Below are 17,879 nucleotides of genomic sequence, written 5' to 3' on the forward strand. Positions count from 1 at the left end.
TAACGCTCCGAACAACAACAGAGCAGGCCCCCACCGGCAACGGTGGGGGCCTGCTCTGCTCTGTACGGACCCGGGAGGGTCAGCCGACGATCTTGCCGGGGTTGAAGTTGCCGCCCGGGTCCGCCGCGGCGAACAGGCTGCGCAGGAGCTGCACGCCCTCGGGGGAGACGTCCTGCTCCATCCAGGGGCTGTGCTCGAGTCCCACCCCGTGGTGGTGGGACAGCGTGGCGCCGGCGTCGATGAACGCCTGCTGGATCGCGCTCTTGATCACGGCGTACTCGGCGTGGGGGTCGTCGCCGATCTCGTAGCCGAAGGTGAAGTAGAGGCAGGCGCCGGCGTGGTACGAGTGGGACATGTGGGACATGATCCACCCGGTCTTGCCCTGCGCCTCGAAGGCCCGGTGCGCGGCGTCGTAGACAGCCTGGTGCACCGTGGTGAGCTTGGACCACGGTGCGGCGGTCTCGGAGACGTCGCCGATGGTGTTCTGCTCGAGCAGGAAGTCGCGCAGGTACGGGGTGTCGAACTTCTTCTGGTCGTAGAGCGCGCCGGGGCCCGCACCGAGCACCAGGGCGTGCTGCTTCTTGACGATGCCGGCCACGGCCTTCTTCCGGCGTTCCACCTCGGGCTTGGCGCCCTCGAAGCAGACGTAGGCGATGCACATGGCGTCGGTGTCCCAGCCGCGGCGCCGCATCAGCTCCCACAGCACGTCCTGGCCCTTGGCCGTGACCTTCTTCTTCAGCGTGGCGGGGGCCTTCTGGGTGGAGAGCGAGAACGCGGTCTCGTGCGCGTCGGAGACGCGGGCGAACGTGGTGCTGATGCCGGACCGGGCGATCTCGCGCATCGCGACGAGCGCCTGCTGCCACGTGGGGAACATGTACGCGATGACCTCGCGGTGCTCGGCGATGCGGTGCACGTGCACGTCCAGCTGGGTGATCACGCCCAGCCTGCCCTCGGAGCCGATCATCATCTCCCGCAGGCTCGGACCCGTGGAGGTCGAGGGGAGGGGGCGCAGCACCACGGTGCCGCCCGGGCGCACCACGCGCAGCCCGCGCACGATGTCGGCGATGTCCCCGTACTTGTCCGACTGCATCCCCGAGGAGCGTGTGGCGGCCCAGCCGCCGAGGGTCGAGTGCGTGAAGGAGTCCGGGAAGTGGCCCAGCGTCCACCCGCGGGCGTTGAGCTGCTCCTCCATGTCCGGGCCCAGCACGCCGGCCTGGATGGTGGCCAGCCCCGACGTCTCGTCGAGCGAGAGGACCTGGTTCATCCGGCCCAGATCGAGGGAAACGATCGTTCGTTCCTCATGGGGATCCGGCTGGAGACTCCGCGAGATGCTCGTGCCGCCGCCGAAGGGGATGACCACGAGGTCGCGCTCCACCGCGAGCCGCAGCACCTGGGCGACCTCATCCTCCGTGCCGGGGTACACGACCACGTCGGGCACCCGCGCGAAGTCCCCGGCCCGGGTGAGCAGCAGCTCGGTGACGGACTTGCCGGCCCAGTGCACGATCCGCAGCTCGTCGTCGAGGGTCAGGTGCTCTGCGCCGGTGATGGCGGCCAGCGCCTCCAGGAGGGGCTCCCCGGCGCGGGAGGCGGGGACGCTGACCGTGGAGAAGTCGATGGTGTCGCGCTGCCGGGGCCGCAGGTCCACGTCCAGGGCGTTCTTGACGAACGGGGCGAAGGCGGGCTTGTTCGCGTACTCGAAGTGCACGCCTTCCTCGCCCCACCCCCACCACTTCATGTGCTTCACGTGTGCCATCTGCGCAGTACTCTCCTGGTTCTCGGGGGGTGACGGTGGTTCAGGCGTCGATGCGCGGACGGTGCTCGGCGTAGAGCGCCCGCACCGAGGCCTCGATGCGGTCGTTGAAGGACGAGGTGGGCTCCTTCTCCCGGGCGACCAGCGGCTCGCCGACGGCCACCACCACGCGGGGGCGGCCGCGGCGCGGCCAGCGGGCGCCGCGGGGCATCGCCTCGTAGGCACCGATCAGGGCGACGGGGACCACCGGCACTCCCACGGCCTTGGCCAGGCCCGCGGCACCGATCTTGAAGGACCCCATCTTCCCCGTGCGGGACCGGGTGCCCTCCGGGAAGATCAGCAGCGGGACGCCGGCCTTCAGCAGCTGCTTGGACAGCCCCCGGTTCGCTCCGGTGCCCGTCCGGTCCACCGGGAAGGCGTTGAAGATCAGCTCGGTGAACATGCGCTTGTGCGGGGCGGTGAAGAAGTAGTCCGCGGCCACCCCGGTGGCGAGGTCCCGGCGGATGCGGCGGGGCACCGAGCCCAGGACGAGCGGCGCGTCGAGGTGGCTCGAGTGGTTGGCCACCACGATGCACGCCCCGTCCAGGGCGTCGGCCGCGGGGTGCGTCACCACGGTCCGGCGGACCGTGCGGTACGCGAGGCCCTGCAGGAACACCCGCTGGGCGATCCGGCGGGCGAGGCGGCGCCGCGGGTCACGGAAGCGGTCGGGGCTCAGCTGCGCGGATGACGCGGGCGGGGCCTCCGGCGCGGCCTCGGGAGAGGAGCCGGCGCTGCCGCCGTCGATGGAGCGCTGGACCGGGACCGGGTCCTGGGGGTCGCGGCGGGTCACGAGCCGGCCGCCCGTTCCTTCTGGCGGGCCGAGGCGACGAGCCCCGAGATCCGGCGCACCGCGGAGCGCGGCAGGTGCCGCAGGGCGAACCCGAGGAGCCGGTAGCGCTTGGTGGGCATCGAGAGCACCTTGCCGCGCGCGACGTCGTCGAGGGCCTCCTCGACCACGCGCTCGGGGCTGAGCCACATGAAGGAGGGGATCGAGGAGCCGCTGATGCCGGCGCGCTCGTGGAACTCGGTGCGCACCCAGCCGGGCAGCAGGGCGGTGACGTGGACGCCCGTCCCGTGGAGCTCCACGGCGAGGGCCTCGGTGAACGCGGTCGTGTACGTCTTGATCGCCGAGTACGAGCCCATCGTGACCAGGCCCGCGGTGGAGGAGACGTTGATGATCCAGCCGGAGCCGCGCGCCGTCATCGCCCGTGCCGCGGCCGAGGAGAGCACCAGGACGGCCCGGCACATGACCTCGAACGCGCGGTCGTGGGCGCCGGTGTCCGGATCGGCGAAGCTGGTCTTCACGGAGAACCCGGCGTTGTTCACGAGCACGTCCACGGGTCGCTCGGGGTCCTCGACCCGGGCGGCGACGCGGTCCACGTCGGTGCGGTCGGAGAGGTCCGCGGGCAGGACCTCGACCGGCACGCCGTGCTCCGAGCGCAGCCTGGAGGCCGTCTGCTCGAGGCGGTCCGCGTCGCGGGCCACCAGGACGAGTGCATTTCCCCGGCGGGCCAGGGCTTCGGCGAACGCGGCGCCGATGCCGGACGTCCCCCCGGTCACGAGAGCGGTAAGCATGAGATCTAGGCTACACTACGGTAGCCGTAGCGCAGCCGGGTGCGGTCCGCTCGAGGGCGTCGTCGTCGCCCGCCGGGCAGGGCCCGCCCGCAGCCCCCCGCCCGCTCCGCACCGGCGGCGGACCAGCACACCACCGGAGGAACACCGTTGACCGAGACCCCCACCACGCGCGTCCTGCTGACGGGAGCCACCGGCTTCCTCGGGCAGGCGGTGCTCGAACGGCTGCTGTCCGCCCACGAGGGTGTGCACGTCACCGCCGTCGTCCGTCCCAAGGGCAGCATCAGCGGTGAGCAGCGGCTGCGGCAGCTGCTGCGCAAGCCCGCCTTCCGCACCTGGCGGGAGAGCGTGGGCGACGACGAGGCGAAGCGGGTCTTCGCGGAGCGCACCGCGGTCCTCGAGGGGGACCTGTCGGCACTCGCGGGCATCACGGAGCCGTTCGACGTGGTGATCCACTCGGCCTCCACCGTGTCCTTCGACCCGCCCATCCACGAGGCCTTCAGCACCAACGTCGGCGGCGCCACCGGTCTCTACGACGCGCTCCTGGCCTCCGGGCAGGACCCGCACGTCATCCACGTCTCCACCTGCTATGTCGGCGGGATCGCGAAGGGCCTGCGCCCCGAGGCGGCCGTGGACCACGAGGTCGACTGGGCCGCCGAGTTCGAGGCCGCCCAGCGGGCGCGCGAGGAGGCCGAGATGGCCTCCCGCACCCCGGAGCGGCTGCAGGCCATCATCGACGCCGCCACCGCGGACCACGGCAAGGAGGGGCCCAAGTCGGTGGCCCGCGCCGCGGAGGCCGCGCGCGAGGAGTGGGTCCGCACCCGCCTCGTCGAGTACGGGCGCACCCGGGCGCAGTCCCTCGGCTGGACCGACATCTACACCTTCACGAAGGCCCTGGGCGAGCGGGTCGCCGAGCAGAAGTGGGCGGGCGCCGGCCACCGCCTCTCCGTGGTGCGTCCCTCCATCATCGAGTCCGCGCTGCGCCACCCGTACCCCGGCTGGATCGACGGCTACAAGGTGGCCGACCCGCTGATCATGGCCTACGCCAAGGGCGCCCTGCCGGAGTTCCCGGGGCTGCCGGACTCCGTGCTCGACGTCATCCCCGTCGACTTCGTGGTCAACGCGATCGTGGCGCTGGCCACGGGCGGGCACCGCGCCCCGTCGGGCGCGGCCACCCCCGACGGGCAGGCGGACCCCGCCCCCGCGTACTACCAGGTCTGCTCGGGCGCCTCGAACCCGCTCCCGTTCCACCAGATGTACGAGAACGTCCGCTCCTTCTTCCTCGCCCACCCGCTCGAGGACGCCGACGGCAAGCCCATCCGGGTGCCCGAGTGGAAGTTCCCGGCCAACAACGCCGTGGAGCGCTCGCTGGCGGTCAAGGAGCGGCTCTCCGCCGTGGGCGGCCGGATCACCTCCGCGCTGCCCGCGACCTCCCGCACCCGGGAGTGGTCGACCTCCCTGCACCGGATGCAGTCCGGCCTCGGCTCCCTGCGCACCTACGTGGACCTCTACCAGTCCTACACGCGCACCGAGATGATCTTCGACGACGCCAGCACGCGGCAGCTCAACGACTCGCTGCCCGCCGGCACGCCGGAGGACCGGACCTTCGACGTCCGGTCGATCGACTGGGCCGACTACTGGAAGAACGTGCACCTGCCGGCGCTGACCACGATGACCAAGGCCTACGGCCGGCTCCAGGCGGCGTCCAAGCGGCGCGGCACGACCCGGCGGGGTCTCAGCGAGGGCACGGACGTGCTCGCGGTCTTCGACCTCGAGGGCACCGTCCTGGACTCCACGGTCATCCGCCAGTACCTCCAGCTGCGCCGCCGGACGCTGCACCTGGCGAAGTGGCCCGCGGAGGTCGCCGACCTCGTCTCGAGCGCCCCGACCTACCTCAAGGCCGAGAAGCGGGACCGGGGGGAGTTCATCCGGGCGTTCATGCGCCGCTACCAGGGCGTGCCCGCCGGGACCGTGCGGGAGCAGGTGGCCGGGCCGCTCGGCGAGGACATGCGGCGCCTGCTGCGCCCCGGGGCCCTGAGCCGGATCGAGGAGCACCGCGCCGCGGGGCACCGCACGGTGCTGGTCACCGGGTCCATCGACCTGCTCGTGGAGCCGATCGCGCACCTCTTCGACGAGGTCGTGGCGGGCCGGATGGACGAGCGCGACGGCGTGATGACCGGCTACCTCGCCGCTCCGCCCCTGGTCGACGAGGCGCGGGCCCAGTGGCTCAAGAAGTACGCCGAGCAGGGCGGCTACGACCTCTCCCGCTCCTACGGCTACGGGGACTCCCACGCGGACGCCAGCTGGCTGCTGCTCATGGGCCACCCGTACACGGTCAACCCCGACCTGCCCCTGTACCGGCTGGCCCGGAAGAACCACTGGCCCATCGAGGACTGGAAGACCGCCTGAGCGCTCCGGCGGCGGACGGCGAGCAGGAGGGCACCGATGGGCGACGACGACCGGACCGATCCGCGGACCGTCACCACCGACAAGAAGATCACCGCGGCGGCACTGGCCCTCCTGCGCGAGGGCGGACCGCACCGGGTGACCATCGAAGCGGTCTCGGCGGCCTCCGGCGTGGCCAAGACGTCGATCTACCGCCGCTACGCGAACAGCCTGGAGATGCTCGAGGGGGCCCTCGAGGACGCCGTGGCCACGTACTCGCCGCAACGGCCGAGCGCCCCGGCGAGCTGGGACGAGGGCCTCGCCGAGGCACTGGACTTCCTGCTCCACGACATGGGCATCGGGGTGGCGGTCTCCCTGCTGAGCGACCCGGAATCGGAGACGTCCCGGATCCTGCGCGCGCACCTGGTCCGCCCGCGCGTGGAGCGGCTCAAGGAGCTCCTCGCGGCGGAGACGGCGGCTGGACGGCTGAGCCCGGACCTGGACGTCGACGTCGTGCTGGACTTCGTGCTGGGCTCCGCCTACTCGCACGTGGCCCGGTACGGGAGCCTGGGCGACGACTGGCCCCGGCGGGTGCACCGGACCCTGACCGGGGTCCTCGAGGCGCACCGGCCCTGACCCGTGCGGGCCGGCTCCCGGCTCAGAAGACCTCCCGCTCGTCCGGGCGCTGGGCCAGCTCCGAGGCCACGTAGTCCTCGACCGCCGTGTGCGTCGCCACGTCCTTGCCGGCGCGCTCGGAGAGGAACCACCGGTGCTCGAGCACCTCGTGCACGATCTCGGCGGGCTCGAGCTTGCGGCGCATCGGCGGGGTGACCGCCTCCATGATCGGGGAGAACACCTCGCGCATCCACAGCTGGGCCACGAGCTCCTCGGGCAGGCCGGGGTAGAGGTCCTGCCCGAGCTGGGCGATGTCGGTCAGCAGCCGGCGCGCCTGGTTCTCGTGGGCGCCGAGGCCGGTGAGCCGCTGCAGGCGGCGGGTGTGGTGGCCGGGCTCCACGACCTGCGGGCGCAGCCGGATCCGCCCGTCGACCGTGTCCATGGACGCCTCCTCGACGTCGAAGCCGAGCTCGTTGAGGCGGCGCACCCGCTCGACCACGCGCCAGCGCTCGTCCATGCTGAAGGTCTCCTCGACCGTCAGCTCGCGCCACAGGAACTCGTAGGTGGCCACGAGCCGGTCGGAGACCTCGAAGGGGTCCACCACGTCCGCGATGTCGTGGCCCTCCTCGACGGCGCCCGCGAGCAGGTCCATGATCTCCCCGGCCACGTTGGTGCGGGCCAGCTCGATGTCGTACCCCCGCTGGCCGCGCGTGAGCTCCGGGTGGATCTCGCCGGTCTCGGCGTCCACCAGGTAGGCGGCGAACGCGCCGGCGTCCCGGCGGAACAGGGTGTTCGAGAGCGAGACGTCGCCCCAGTAGAAGCCCGAGAGGTGCAGCTGCACGATGAGGGAGGCCAGCGCGTCCACGAGCCGCTCGACCGTGGCGGCGCTGGGGCCGGCGGAGAAGATGGCCCGGTAGGGCAGGGAGAAGCTCAGGTGGTCGGTCACCAGGGCGGCGGGCAGGGGCTCGCCCTCGGGCGTGTACCGGTCCGTGACCACGGAGTCCGGTACCACGGACGGGATGCCCATGCGCTGCAGCCGGCGCAGGGTGGCGTACTCGTGCCGGGCGTAGTGGGGGACGGTCTCCTTGACGGCGACGATCTTCTCGCCGGCGTGGGCGAAGCGCACCACGTGCCGGGAGATGCCGCGGGGGAGAGCGGCGAGGACGTCCTCCGGCCACTGCTCGAGGGGGGTGTCCCACGGCAGCTCCAGGAGCACGGGGTCCGGGAAGGCCGTCTGGATGGACACGCTCCCGGACCGTCCGCCGGGGGCGGGACCGTCCTGGGGTGCGAGGGGGAAGTGTGGGGCCAGGGAACCCTTCATACCTGGTCATGCTAGCAACCGGCACGGGCCGGAAGTCCCCGCGGGGCCTCCCGCGCCCGATCCCGGCGGTCGCTAGGGTGGGGAGGGTGTCGATCGAACAGCGCATCCATGCGCACTACGCCGGGCTCTCGCCCCAGGAGCAGCGGGCCGCCGACCTGATCCTGGACCACCTGGACGACCTCGCCCTGTACAGCTCGGCGGAGCTGGCGCAGATGAGCGGCGTCTCCCGCGCCACCCTCTCCCGGCTGTACCGGCACCTGGGCTTCGAGTCCTTCACCGACCTCCGGGAGACGGCCCGCACCCTGCGCCAGCAGGGCGTGCCGCTCGGCCCCGACGCGGACCCGGAGCTGAGCCAGCACCTGGAGCAGGAGCTCAAGAACCTGCGCAAGGTCCTGGACCCGGCGGGGGAGGACCGCCCGGCCCGGGCCGTGCGCGCGCTCGCCGACGCGGGAACGGTCCTGGTCGTGGGCCTGCGCAACAGCTACCCGGTCGCCCTGCACCTGAAGCAGCAGCTGCAGCAGGCGCGGGACCGCGTCCGGCTCGCCCCGCTGCCCGGCCAGACCCTCGGCGAGGAGCTCGTGGACGTGGGCGAGGGCGACGTCGTCGTCCTGCTGGGCTTCCGGCGGCGCCCCCGCGGGTTCGAGCGCCTGGTGGAGGTCTGCGCGGCCACGGGGGCGCGGACCGTGCTCGTCGCCGACAGCACGGCCCGGCGCCACGCCTCGGCCGTGGACCTGTGGATCGAGTGCCCCCTCGACGGCGTGGGCCCGTTCGACTCCTACGCGGCGGCCATGAGCCTCGTGTCGGTGCTCGCCGACGGCGTGCTGGCCGCCGCGGGTCCGGACGGGCGACGACGGGTGGGCCGCACCGCCGAGCTCTACGAGGAGCTCGAGGAGCTGGACCTGCGCTGAGCGCCCGGCGGTGCCGAGGAAAGGGCCACCGGGCGCCGCGTCCACCACGGCGGTCCCGGCCCGACCCTGGGTCGGCAGTGCGCGGCCCCGGAACATCCACTAGAATTCGTCAGTTGGCTGATCACTCCGGGTCCTGAGCGACCCGGTCCGTCCCGAGAGGAACCCGCCATGCATGAACCCCAGGCGCTCGCCCAGGCCGAGACGCACCTTCTCCACGTGCTGGAGCACTCCGATCCGCCGCGCGACGCCAGTCGCTACAACGTGACGGCGGCCGCACGGGACTACCACGACCGCACCGGCACCTGGGACGTGCAGGACGCCGACCCGGACCTCGTCGAGCAGGTGCTCGCCGCTCACCCCGCCGACGGCTGATCCGGCCCCGGACGCGCCACGGCGCCCTCCCCGTCGGGGGAGGGCGCCGTGGCGTCGGTGCGGTCGGTCGGCCGCTGGGGTCAGTCGGGGAGGCGGTTGCCGGTGGCGGTGTCGAACAGGTGCACGTGGTCGAGGTTCGGGGCGACCCAGATCGTGGCCCCGGCCCTCGGCGGGGTGCGGCCCTCGACCCGGACGATGATCTCGTGGGCCCCGGCGGCGTCCTCCTCCACGGTCCCGGTCGGGTCCACCGTCACGACCGTGTTCGCCGCGGTGACCGGGGCGAGGTGGCCGTAGACGAAGGCGTCGGCGCCGAGCTCCTCGACCACGTCGGCCTCGATCGGCAGCCCGGTGCCCTCGGCGGCCGGGTGCAGGTCCTCGGGGCGGATGCCGACGGTGACCTTGTCCCCGGTCAGGGCCGCCTGCTGCTCCCGGGTCAGTTCCAGGCGCATGGTGCCGAAGGTCGCCGCCCCGCCCGCCACGGGCACCCGGAAGAGGTTCATTGCCGGGGAGCCGATGAACCCGGCCACGAACTCCGTGGCCGGCCGGTCGTAGAGCGCCCGCGGGGTGTCGACCTGCATGAGGTGCCCGTCCTTGAGCACCGCGACCCGATCGCCCATGGTCATCGCCTCGACCTGGTCGTGGGTGACGTAGACGGTGGTGACCCCCAGCCGGCGGGTCAGGGAGGCGATCTGGGTGCGGGTCTGCACGCGCAGCTTCGCGTCCAGGTTCGACAGCGGCTCGTCCATCAGGAACACCTGCGGGGAGCGCACGATGGCACGGCCCATGGCCACGCGCTGGCGCTGCCCGCCGGACAGCGCCTTGGGCTTGCGGTCCAGGTAGTCGGTCAGGTCCAGGATCTTCGCCGCCTCCTCGACCCGGCGGCGGCGCTCCTCGGCGGAGATCTTGGCGATCTTCAGGGCGAAGCCCATGTTCTCGGCCACGGTCATGTGCGGGTAGAGGGCGTAGTTCTGGAAGACCATCGCGATGTCGCGGTCCCGGGAGGGGACGTCGGTGACGTCGCGGTCGCCGATGTAGATGTTGCCCCCGGTGACCTCTTCCAGCCCGGCGAGCATCCGCAGGGTGGTGGACTTCCCGCACCCGGAGGGGCCCACCAGGACGAGGAACTCCCCGTCGGCGATGTCCAGGTTCAGGTCGGTCACCGAGGGCCGCTCGGCCCCGGGGTACTGGCAGGTCACATTGGCGTAGCGCACAGAAGACATGGTTCAAGGCCTCTTTCCCGGCAGGCACGTGCCGGACGATCCGAAGGAGAAGAGCTGCCCCCTCAGGTGATGGGGGCCACAGTGATCCTAATCACCTTCGGGGCGTCTCCGCCATCGGCGCGCCGTCATCCGAGGTCACGGCAGCGCGCCCCGGCGCAGTTCGGACAGCCGGATCAGGGCCGCGGCCAGGTCCTCCGGGGACGCGACCCGGTGCGCGGCCACGCTCTGCCCCGTGCCCACCTTGATGCCGAGATCGGCGGGGCCGAGCTCGCGCATCGCGTTCTCGTCCGTCACGTCGTCGCCGGCGAACAGGGTGACGTCGGCGCCGGTGGCCTGCATGAACGCCGTGATGCCCTCACCCTTGGTCGCGGAGTGCACGGAGGACTCGACCACGTGCTGGCCCGGGGTGATCTTCAGCCCCTCGAGCTGCTCGAACTGCTCGACCATCTCCTGCTCCGCGCGGGCGCACAGGCTCTGGTCCGCCATCGTGCGGGTGTGGAAGGCGGCCCCCGTCGGCTTGAGCTCCAGCCTGGACCCGGGGTACCGGGCCACCTGTGCCTCCACGAGCGCGGTGGCCTGTGCCAGCAGCTCCAGCTGGGCCGGGGAGAGCTGCAGGGCGGTGTCGGCGGCGGCGTCCCCCAGGGCGTCGAGGAGCAGCTCCGCCCCGTGCGAGCCGGAGAGGAGCATCCGGCCGTCCGGGTCCACCACGGAGCGGAGGAACCGCATCGGCCGGCCGGAGATGACGGCCACGTACGTGCGGTCCAGCGTCAGGAGCTCCTCCAGCGCGGACCGGGCCTCCGGCAGCGCGCGGCTGTCGTCCGGGTCGTCCGTGAAGGGCGCCAGGGTGCCGTCGAAGTCGAGGGCGACCAGCAGGGTCCCGGCCTCCGCCGCGCGGGCGAGGGCGTCCTCGAGCGCCGGGCGGGTGTCGTCGTGCGGGGCCATCACTGCTCCTCCTCCTCGGTCGTCCCGGGGCGGGTGCGGGCGAGGTCCCGCAGGAACGCCTCGGACCAGTCGTTGACGTCGTTGCCCAGGACCTGCCGGCGCATCGAGCGCATCCGCTTCTTCGCCTCGGGCGCGGGCATGTCCTTGGCCCGCAGCATCGCGTTCTTGAGTCCGTCGATGTCGTGGGGGTTGACCAGCAGCGCCTGCTTGAGCTGCTCGGCGGCGCCGGTGAACTCCGAGAGGACCAGGGTCCCGGACCCGTCCGTCTTGGCCGCCACGTACTCCTTCGCCACCAGGTTCATGCCGTCCCGGAGGGAGGTCACGAGCATGACGTCGGTCGCCAGGTACAGCGCCACCATCTCCTCGAACGGATAGCCGTGGTGCAGGTAGCGGATCGCGGTGTGCGAGATGGTGTCGTGCTGGCCGTTGAGGTGGCCCACGAGGCCCTCCACGTCCTCCCGCAGCTGGACGTAGGACTCCACGCGCTCCCGGGAGGGGTTCGCCACCTGGATCAGCACCGACGGCCCCACCGTCAGCCTGCCGTCCTCGAGCAGCTCGCCGTAGGCCTTGATGCGGTGCAGGATGCCCTTGGTGTAGTCCAGGCGGTCGACGCCCAGGAACACGGTCTCCGGGTCGCCGAGCTCGTGCCGGATCTCCCCGGCCCGGTCCTTCACCTCCGGCCGGGAGGCCAGCTCCTGGATCGACTGCGCGTCGATGGAGATGGGGTAGGACGCCGCGCGCACGGTCCACGCGTCGTCGTCCGTGCCGAACCGGGCCGCTCCGTTCTTGAACGGCACGTCCAGGAACCGCCGCACGCAGCGCTGGAAGTTCTGGGCGTCACCCGGGCGCTGGAAGCCGATGAGGTCCGCGCCCGAGAGCCCGTCGAGGACGGCCCGCCGCCAGGGCAGCTGCGCGAAGATCTCCAGGGGCGGGAACGGGATGTGGTTGAAGAACCCGATCGTGAGGTCCGGCCGCAGCTCGCGCAGCATCTTGGGGACCAGCTGCAGCTGGTAGTCCTGCACCCACACCGTGGCGTTCTCGGCGGCGATCTCGGCGGTCCGCTCCGCGAAGCGGCGGTTGACCTGGCGGTAGCTGTTCCACCACGTGCGGTGGAACTCCGGCGGCGCGATGACGTCGTGGTAGAGCGGCCAGAGGGTCGCGTTGGAGAAGCCCTCGTAGTAGGCCTGCACCTCCTCGGCGGACAGCGGCACGGGGGCGAGGTGGAAGACGTCGTGGTCGAAGCGCTCGAGCGTCTCGTCAGGGGCCCCGTGCCAGCCCACCCAGGCGCCGGCGTTGCGGGCCATGACGGGGGACAGGGCGGCCACGAGGCCGCCGGGGGAGCGGCGCCAGGAGGACTGCCCGTGCTCGACGACGCGCTCCACCGGCAGCCGGTTGGAGACCACGACGAAGTCGTAACCGGCCTCCTGCGGCACGTCCGTCCGGGGTTCCGGCACCTCCTCCAGGTCGGCCGAGGAGGCGGTGGGGGGATGCTCTGCACTCACGGGATGTCCTTCCGGTAGGTCGTCGTCGTCCTCGTCCCAGTCTATTCATCAGCGTGCTCACGGTTCTGCCTGGGGATCTCCTGAGTCGGCGGCCCGGGAGGGGGTCCGATAATCTGGGCGACGACACCTCCCCGTCCACCCCCCAGGATCTTTCGAAGAGGACCCATGGCAGCCAGCAGCAGCACCACCCCCGATCCCCGGAACCGCGACGCCGCCCGGGAGCGGGCTCGGCAGGTCGCGGACCAGCACGCACGGCAGGACAAGCGCTCCCGCCGGATCCTGCAGCTGGGCATCCTCGCCCTGGTCCTCGTGATCGTCGCGGTGATCGGCGTCGTCGTGGCGCAGAACCGGGCCCAGCAGATCCCCGAGGCCGGGCCCGTTCCCGCCAGCGCCAACCAGTGGGGCGGCACGGTGCTGACGGCCGACGGGATCCGCACGGGCGAGTCCGAGGTCGAGGAGCGCGACCTCGCCGAGGTGCCCGAGGCCCCGGAGACCCCGGACGACTCCGCCGTCCCGCCGGGCGTCGAGGCCTCGGGCGACGGCGAGCCCGTGCAGGTCGTGATCTTCCAGGACTTCGAGTGCGTGCACTGCGCCGACTTCGAGGCCGAGAACGCCGATGCGCTCGAGAAGGCCGTGACCTCCGGCGACATCGTCCTCGAGTACCGCAACCTCAACTTCCTCGACCGCTCGACGCCGACGCAGTACTCCTCGCGGGCCGCGGCCGCCGCCTACGAGGTGGGCAACCAGTCCTCGGCCGAGCAGTACCTGGCCTTCGTCGAGGAGGTGTTCAGCCACCAGGGCACCGGTGGGCTGGACGACGAGCAGCTCGTGGAGATCGCCTCCTCGCACGGCGCCGACATCGCGGGCGCGCTCGAGGAGGACACGTGGCGGCCGATGGTCAACGTCGTCTCGCAGGAGTCCCTCGCCAACGGCGTGTCCGGCACCCCGACCGTCTTCATCGACGGAGAGCGGCTGGGCAACGAGGCGTTCCAGGAGGCCCTCGACGCGGCCGTGGAGGCCAAGGAGTAGGGTCCCCGCTCCGCCGGAGCAGCGCGACGGCGCCGTGCCCCCGCGCGGGGCACGGCGCCGTCGCGCTGTGCGGACCGTCCGGGCGCCCGGGGATTTCGGGGTCCTGCAACGCGTCCGATATCCTGGGGAACCGGCCGCCGGGGCCGCACCCGTGCGGAGGCCCGAGGGCCGATCCGCCTCCTTAGCTCAGCTGGCCAGAGCACCTGTCTTGTAAACAGGGGGTCACCGGTTCGAATCCGGTAGGGGGCTCCACCGGTCCGCGACGTTGCACTCGCGACCGCTCATGACGTCACATGTTGCGCCGCGGTCTCGGTGCGGGGTGTGCGCATGCTGATGTCCGTGTCCCGGCCGGGCTGCGGCGAACTCGCTCCTGACCCCCTCGGAAGATGTGCGGTGGCAAGGGGTGAGCCGGAGATCCGCGCCGTCACGGGGATTCTGCCGGTCCGGCTTCCGGGGTTGCCGGCGGCCCGACCGCGCCGGGACCGCACCGGCGAGGGTCCGGACAGGACATGCCGCTCCGGGGATGCGACGAGACGGAACCGTGATCGTGATCGCCCCGGCCGGAGTCTTGAACCGTGACTCAGCTCACTCCTACGGTGTTCCTACCTATCTCATAGGTGAGACCTCTTGCCCAGGTCTCGGAACATCTCGATCGCATGACGATCCCCATGTCATGCCCTCTCCACAGGAGCAGCAATGAGCAGTCTGCGGAAGACCCTCGTCGGCGCGGCCATGGCCGCCGCCCTCGTGGGAGGAACGGTTGCCACCCCGGCGGTCGCGGGGTCAGATCAGGATAACGGCAAGAGCCGTGGAGACCACAGTGAATCGCATGAAAGTCGTCACGACCGCGGCGACCGCGGCGATCGCGGCGACCGCGAGGATCGCAGGGACCGCGGTGACGACGAGGAGCGGAAGTACGCATACCATCGCGGCGGCAACGGCGACGACGACCGGGGTCGCGACGAGGAGCGCGACCGGGACGACCGGGACCGCAGGGAGCACCGGGACGACAAGTACGACCGGGACGACCACGACGGCAAGTACGACCGGGACGACAAGGACGACAAGGACAACAAGGACGACAAGTACGACCGGGACGACGAGGACGACCACGACGGCAAGTACGACCGGGACGACAAGGACGACGAGTACGACCGCGACGACGGCGATCACCAGGACCACTGGTGGTACTGCGAAGAGCACGAGAAGTGGCACTTCTACGACGACGACGACTGGAGGAGCAGGAAGCACCACGACGACATGAAGGACGAGGGCGAGCACTCGCACCAGAAGGGCGATGACGACGGCGAGCACTGAGCGGCCCGGCACCGACGGATCCCGCCGGCGCGGTCCGCACGAAGCCGGGGGATCCTGAGGGGGAGCCTCCGGGGACACGGCCCGAGCCTCCGCGCATCCGGAGCCGCACCGTGATGATATCGGTGGACGCACGCGGGGAGAGTCCTCCCGCGTGACGTCCGTCGTCCGCCGCAGGCCCCCCGGCCGCCTCGGCACCCCCGGGCGACGGTCCCCCCTGCGAGCGGACGACGCCGCACGCGGACCGACCCTGGAGGGCACCCTGGTACCCATCGTCCGAGGACGCGTGCGCCCCCCGGCCGCCGCGGCGCTGATCCTGCTCCTGCTCGCGCTCCTCCTCGTGCCGTCCGGGGCCGCCCGGGCCGCGGAGGACGAGGGCCCAGAGGGCCCGTACCTGGGGGCCCTGCTGGACTGGGGCACGGACACGGCGGCCGGCCACGCCGAGCGTCTCGGCGCGCCGGCGGCCGTCTACGGCAGGCCCGTCCCGCTGCCGATGGACGAGCAGGAGCAGGGCCACCTGCGGGACTACCTCTCCCAGGTCTCCGCGCAGGGCGCCCACGCCCTGCTCACCGTCCGCCCCGAGATCGCGCTGGACCGGGTGGACCAGGCGCAGGCCGCGGTCCTGGCAGGACAGCTCGCGGACGCCGCGGAGGGGTTCCCCGGCACGGTCTTCGTCCGCTTCGCCCCGCAGATGAACACCACCTGGGTGCCGTGGGGGCAGCAGCCCGAGGCGTACACGGAGGCGTTCCGCACGGTGGCGAGCGCGCTCGACGCCGAGCTCCCGGACCCGGTCATGGTCTGGTCGCCCACGGTCGGCACGGACTACCCCTTCCGGGATTCGTCCAGCGCCCCGGCGCGCAGCGGTGGACCGGCCGCCCCGGACACGAACGCCGACGGCGTCTGGGACCGGGAGGACGACCCCTACGGTCCCTACTACCCGGGCGACGACGTGGTCGACTGGGTGGGGCTGGTGGCCTATCTCGACGAGACCGGCACGGGTCCGGCCCGCAACGTCCCGCCGGAGGCCGGCTCGTTCGGCGCCATGCTGGGCTCCGGGGAGCCGGCCGGATCCGCGGGGCAGGACGACTTCTACGCCGCGTACGCCGTCGGCCGCGAGAAGCCGCTCATGGTGGAGACCGGCGCCTTCTACGATCCGGGGACGGACGGCCCGTCCGAGCGCGACATCAAGGAGGCCTGGTGGGACCAGGTGCTCGCGACGGTCGCCGCCGGCGACCACGACCGCATCCGCGCGATCGTGTGGAACGAGACGGTCGAGCAGCGCGACGACGGTGCGGTGACCGTCGACTGGCGCATCACGGCCGATCCCGGGCTGGCCGCGGCCGTCGGCGAGCGGCTCCGGGACTCCGCCCTGGTCAGCGGGCCGGTCACGGCGGCGGCGCCGCTCCCGGGCGCCGGTCCGGCGGCGGCGGGGGCCGTCCTCGAGGGGCCGGCCGCCTGGGGCGCGGCGGCGGCCGTGCTCGCCGCGGGCGCGCTCCTCTGGCTCCTGGCGCGGCGGGGGCCGGCCCGGGCCTGGGCGTACGCCGAGCCCGCCCCGCGCGACAGCCGGATCGACATGCTGCGGGGCCTCGCGATCGTGTTCGTCGTCGTCAACCACGTGGGCCTCACCTCGTTGTTCCAGCTGCTGACCCAGGAGACCGTGGGCGTGGTCTCGGGGGCCGAGCTGTTCGTCCTGCTCTCCGGGGCCGTGCTGGGGATGGTCTACGGGCCCCGGACGAAGGACGACCTGGGGACCGTCGTCGACCGCACCGCCGCGCGGGCGTGGAAGCTCTACGTCACCGCGCTGGTCGTCGTGCTGCTCGTCTACGGACTCAGCCTGCTGCCCTTCCTGGACGCGGGCGCCGTCACCACGTTCACCGACCAGGGCACCGGCGCCGCCGGCAGGGGGGCCTCCGGCGCCACGTACGACCTCTACGCGGGCATGGACGGGCTCCTCGAGTTCCCCGTCCGGGCCCAGCTGATCCCTGCCGTGCTGCTGCTGCAGGTGGGCCCGTGGCAGTTCAACATCATGGGTCTCTACGTGATCCTCCTCCTGGTGAGCCCCCTCGTGCTCGCCGCCCTGGCCCGAGGCTGGGCCTGGCTGGTCCTGCTGGTCAGCGCCGGGCTCTACGCCGCGGGCTCGGTCTTCCGGATCCGCCTTTTGCCCTCCCAGTTCGAGGACTCGTTCCCCCTGCTCGTGTGGCAGGTGCTCTTCGTGCTCGGCATGGTCACCGGGTTCTACCGGCGGCAGATCGTCACGTGGTTCGCCGACCGGCGCCACCGGCCGCTGCTCGTCGCCTGCCTGCTGCTCGCCGTCGCCCTCGCCCTGTTCTCCTGGTCGAGTCCCTACGCCAGCAGCGCCTACGACGTCCGGCTGGCCCTGCTGCCGGAGCCGGCGTTCCGCACGGTCTACGACGCCTACTTCGGCCGGACCTACCTGGGGATCGGCCGGCTGCTGAACGTGCTCCTCGTGGTGATCGCCGGCTACGCCGTCCTCAGCGCCTACTGGAGGCCGCTCGAGCGCGCGCTCGGGTGGTTCCTCGTTCCGCTGGGACGGGCCACCCTCTACGTGTTCATCGTGCACGTGTTCCTGATCCTGGCCGTGGCCAACGTGCCCGCTCTCCAGCAGGGGGACGTGTGGCTCAACACCGCCGCCTACGTGGTGGTCCTCGGCCTGCTGTGGGTCATGGTCCGGACCCGGTTCCTCTTCCGGCTCGTCCCCCGGTGAGATGCAGCCGGCGGCCCCGGCCCGGCCCAGGCCGTGGTCCACTGCCGGCCCGCGTCGTTCCGTGACGGAGGGACCCCCCGTCCGGTCAGCACGTATGACGCGGCCGGCGGGCGGGTGGGGGAGCGGCCGCCCGCGGGTGGTAGTTTGCGCTCGCTAATTCTCGTGGCCCCGTGCGAGACCCCCCA

Annotated in this window: 14 protein-coding genes and 1 tRNA gene; 8 read left to right on the top strand and 7 right to left on the bottom strand. The window is 72.3% G+C overall.

Annotation, left to right across the window (positions count from 1 at the left end; translation table 11 throughout):
* Positions 1 to 79: 79 nt before the first annotated feature.
* Genes E7Z53_RS13650 through E7Z53_RS13660 form a run of 3 tightly spaced genes read right to left on the bottom strand, consistent with a single transcriptional unit; the run spans position 80 to position 3,364 of the window.
* Positions 80 to 1,753, bottom strand: a complete 1,674-nt coding sequence (locus E7Z53_RS13650; RefSeq protein WP_176337984.1) for an FAD-binding oxidoreductase — start codon at positions 1,751 to 1,753, stop codon at positions 80 to 82.
* Positions 1,754 to 1,793: 40 nt separating this feature from the next.
* A complete protein-coding gene (locus E7Z53_RS13655; RefSeq protein WP_017832787.1) occupies positions 1,794 to 2,579 on the bottom strand; it encodes a lysophospholipid acyltransferase family protein in 786 nt (261 codons plus the stop codon).
* The gene (locus tag E7Z53_RS13660) at positions 2,576 to 3,364 is read right to left on the bottom strand and encodes an SDR family NAD(P)-dependent oxidoreductase (protein WP_176337985.1); all 789 of its coding nucleotides are present in this window, start codon (positions 3,362 to 3,364) and stop codon (positions 2,576 to 2,578) included. The genes E7Z53_RS13655 and E7Z53_RS13660 overlap by 4 nt, the downstream gene beginning before the upstream one ends.
* 147 nt (positions 3,365 to 3,511) lie before the next feature.
* On the opposite strand from E7Z53_RS13660, the gene E7Z53_RS13665 reads away from it, so the two are divergent.
* Both E7Z53_RS13665 and E7Z53_RS13670 read left to right on the top strand, forming a co-directional pair.
* Positions 3,512 to 5,770, top strand: a complete 2,259-nt coding sequence (locus E7Z53_RS13665; protein ID WP_017832785.1) for an HAD-IB family phosphatase — start codon at positions 3,512 to 3,514, stop codon at positions 5,768 to 5,770.
* A gap of 36 nt (positions 5,771 to 5,806) precedes the next feature.
* Positions 5,807 to 6,382 carry a TetR/AcrR family transcriptional regulator gene (locus E7Z53_RS13670; RefSeq protein ID WP_095650814.1) on the top strand — a complete coding sequence of 192 codons (576 nt, stop codon included), beginning with the start codon at positions 5,807 to 5,809 and terminating at the stop codon, positions 6,380 to 6,382.
* A 22-nt stretch (positions 6,383 to 6,404) separates the two neighbouring features.
* On the opposite strand, the gene E7Z53_RS13675 is transcribed toward E7Z53_RS13670, so the two are convergent.
* Positions 6,405 to 7,607 carry a DUF4032 domain-containing protein gene (locus tag E7Z53_RS13675; protein WP_095650815.1) on the bottom strand — a complete coding sequence of 401 codons (1,203 nt, stop codon included), beginning with the start codon at positions 7,605 to 7,607 and terminating at the stop codon, positions 6,405 to 6,407.
* A 161-nt stretch (positions 7,608 to 7,768) separates the two neighbouring features.
* Here E7Z53_RS13675 and E7Z53_RS13680 point away from each other — a divergent pair, with 161 nt between their 5' ends.
* Both E7Z53_RS13680 and E7Z53_RS13685 read left to right on the top strand, forming a co-directional pair.
* Entirely contained in the window at positions 7,769 to 8,590 is an 822-nt protein-coding gene (locus E7Z53_RS13680; protein WP_017832782.1) for a MurR/RpiR family transcriptional regulator, read from the top strand.
* 168 nt (positions 8,591 to 8,758) lie between these two features.
* Positions 8,759 to 8,962, top strand: a complete 204-nt coding sequence (locus E7Z53_RS13685; protein ID WP_035930283.1) for a hypothetical protein — start codon at positions 8,759 to 8,761, stop codon at positions 8,960 to 8,962.
* A gap of 80 nt (positions 8,963 to 9,042) precedes the next feature.
* On the opposite strand, the gene E7Z53_RS13690 is transcribed toward E7Z53_RS13685, so the two are convergent.
* The 3 genes from E7Z53_RS13690 to E7Z53_RS13700 form a co-directional block, all read right to left on the bottom strand.
* On the bottom strand, positions 9,043 to 10,182 hold the full coding sequence (locus tag E7Z53_RS13690) for an ABC transporter ATP-binding protein (protein WP_109222497.1): 1,140 nt from the start codon (positions 10,180 to 10,182) through the stop codon (positions 9,043 to 9,045).
* 135 nt (positions 10,183 to 10,317) lie between these two features.
* A complete protein-coding gene (otsB, locus tag E7Z53_RS13695; protein WP_035930291.1) occupies positions 10,318 to 11,124 on the bottom strand; it encodes a trehalose-phosphatase in 807 nt (268 codons plus the stop codon).
* The gene (locus tag E7Z53_RS13700; protein ID WP_440941485.1) at positions 11,124 to 12,626 is read right to left on the bottom strand and encodes an alpha,alpha-trehalose-phosphate synthase (UDP-forming); all 1,503 of its coding nucleotides are present in this window, start codon (positions 12,624 to 12,626) and stop codon (positions 11,124 to 11,126) included. Before E7Z53_RS13700 ends, otsB begins: the two co-directional genes overlap by 1 nt.
* Before the next feature lie 165 nt (positions 12,627 to 12,791).
* Here E7Z53_RS13700 and E7Z53_RS13705 point away from each other — a divergent pair, with 165 nt between their 5' ends.
* From E7Z53_RS13705 to opgC, 4 genes are all read left to right on the top strand, one after another.
* Positions 12,792 to 13,655, top strand: a complete 864-nt coding sequence (locus tag E7Z53_RS13705; RefSeq protein ID WP_035930298.1) for a DsbA family protein — start codon at positions 12,792 to 12,794, stop codon at positions 13,653 to 13,655.
* Between the two features lie 175 nt (positions 13,656 to 13,830).
* Positions 13,831 to 13,907 (top strand) — tRNA-Thr (locus E7Z53_RS13710).
* Between the two features lie 444 nt (positions 13,908 to 14,351).
* Positions 14,352 to 14,972, top strand: coding sequence for a hypothetical protein (locus tag E7Z53_RS13715; protein ID WP_176337986.1), 621 nt, complete (start codon positions 14,352 to 14,354; stop codon positions 14,970 to 14,972).
* A gap of 283 nt (positions 14,973 to 15,255) precedes the next feature.
* Positions 15,256 to 17,694, top strand: coding sequence for an OpgC domain-containing protein (gene opgC / locus E7Z53_RS13720; RefSeq protein ID WP_176337987.1), 2,439 nt, complete (start codon positions 15,256 to 15,258; stop codon positions 17,692 to 17,694).
* The last annotated feature ends 185 nt before the right edge of the window (positions 17,695 to 17,879 follow it).

Source organism: Kocuria salina (assembly GCF_013368965.1).
In the GTDB taxonomy this organism is placed as follows: domain Bacteria; phylum Actinomycetota; class Actinomycetes; order Actinomycetales; family Micrococcaceae; genus Kocuria; species Kocuria rosea.

Coding starts and splice junctions, on each gene's coding strand:
- E7Z53_RS13685 (WP_035930283.1), top strand. CDS start 8,759: ATGCATGAACCCCAGGCGCTCGCCCAGGCCGAGACGCACCTTCTCCAC.
- E7Z53_RS13660 (WP_176337985.1), bottom strand. CDS start 3,364: ATGCTTACCGCTCTCGTGACCGGGGGGACGTCCGGCATCGGCGCCGCG.
- E7Z53_RS13670 (WP_095650814.1), top strand. CDS start 5,807: ATGGGCGACGACGACCGGACCGATCCGCGGACCGTCACCACCGACAAG.
- E7Z53_RS13650 (WP_176337984.1), bottom strand. CDS start 1,753: ATGGCACACGTGAAGCACATGAAGTGGTGGGGGTGGGGCGAGGAAGGC.
- E7Z53_RS13715 (WP_176337986.1), top strand. CDS start 14,352: ATGAGCAGTCTGCGGAAGACCCTCGTCGGCGCGGCCATGGCCGCCGCC.
- E7Z53_RS13690 (WP_109222497.1), bottom strand. CDS start 10,182: ATGTCTTCTGTGCGCTACGCCAATGTGACCTGCCAGTACCCCGGGGCC.
- E7Z53_RS13705 (WP_035930298.1), top strand. CDS start 12,792: ATGGCAGCCAGCAGCAGCACCACCCCCGATCCCCGGAACCGCGACGCC.
- otsB (WP_035930291.1), bottom strand. CDS start 11,124: ATGGCCCCGCACGACGACACCCGCCCGGCGCTCGAGGACGCCCTCGCC.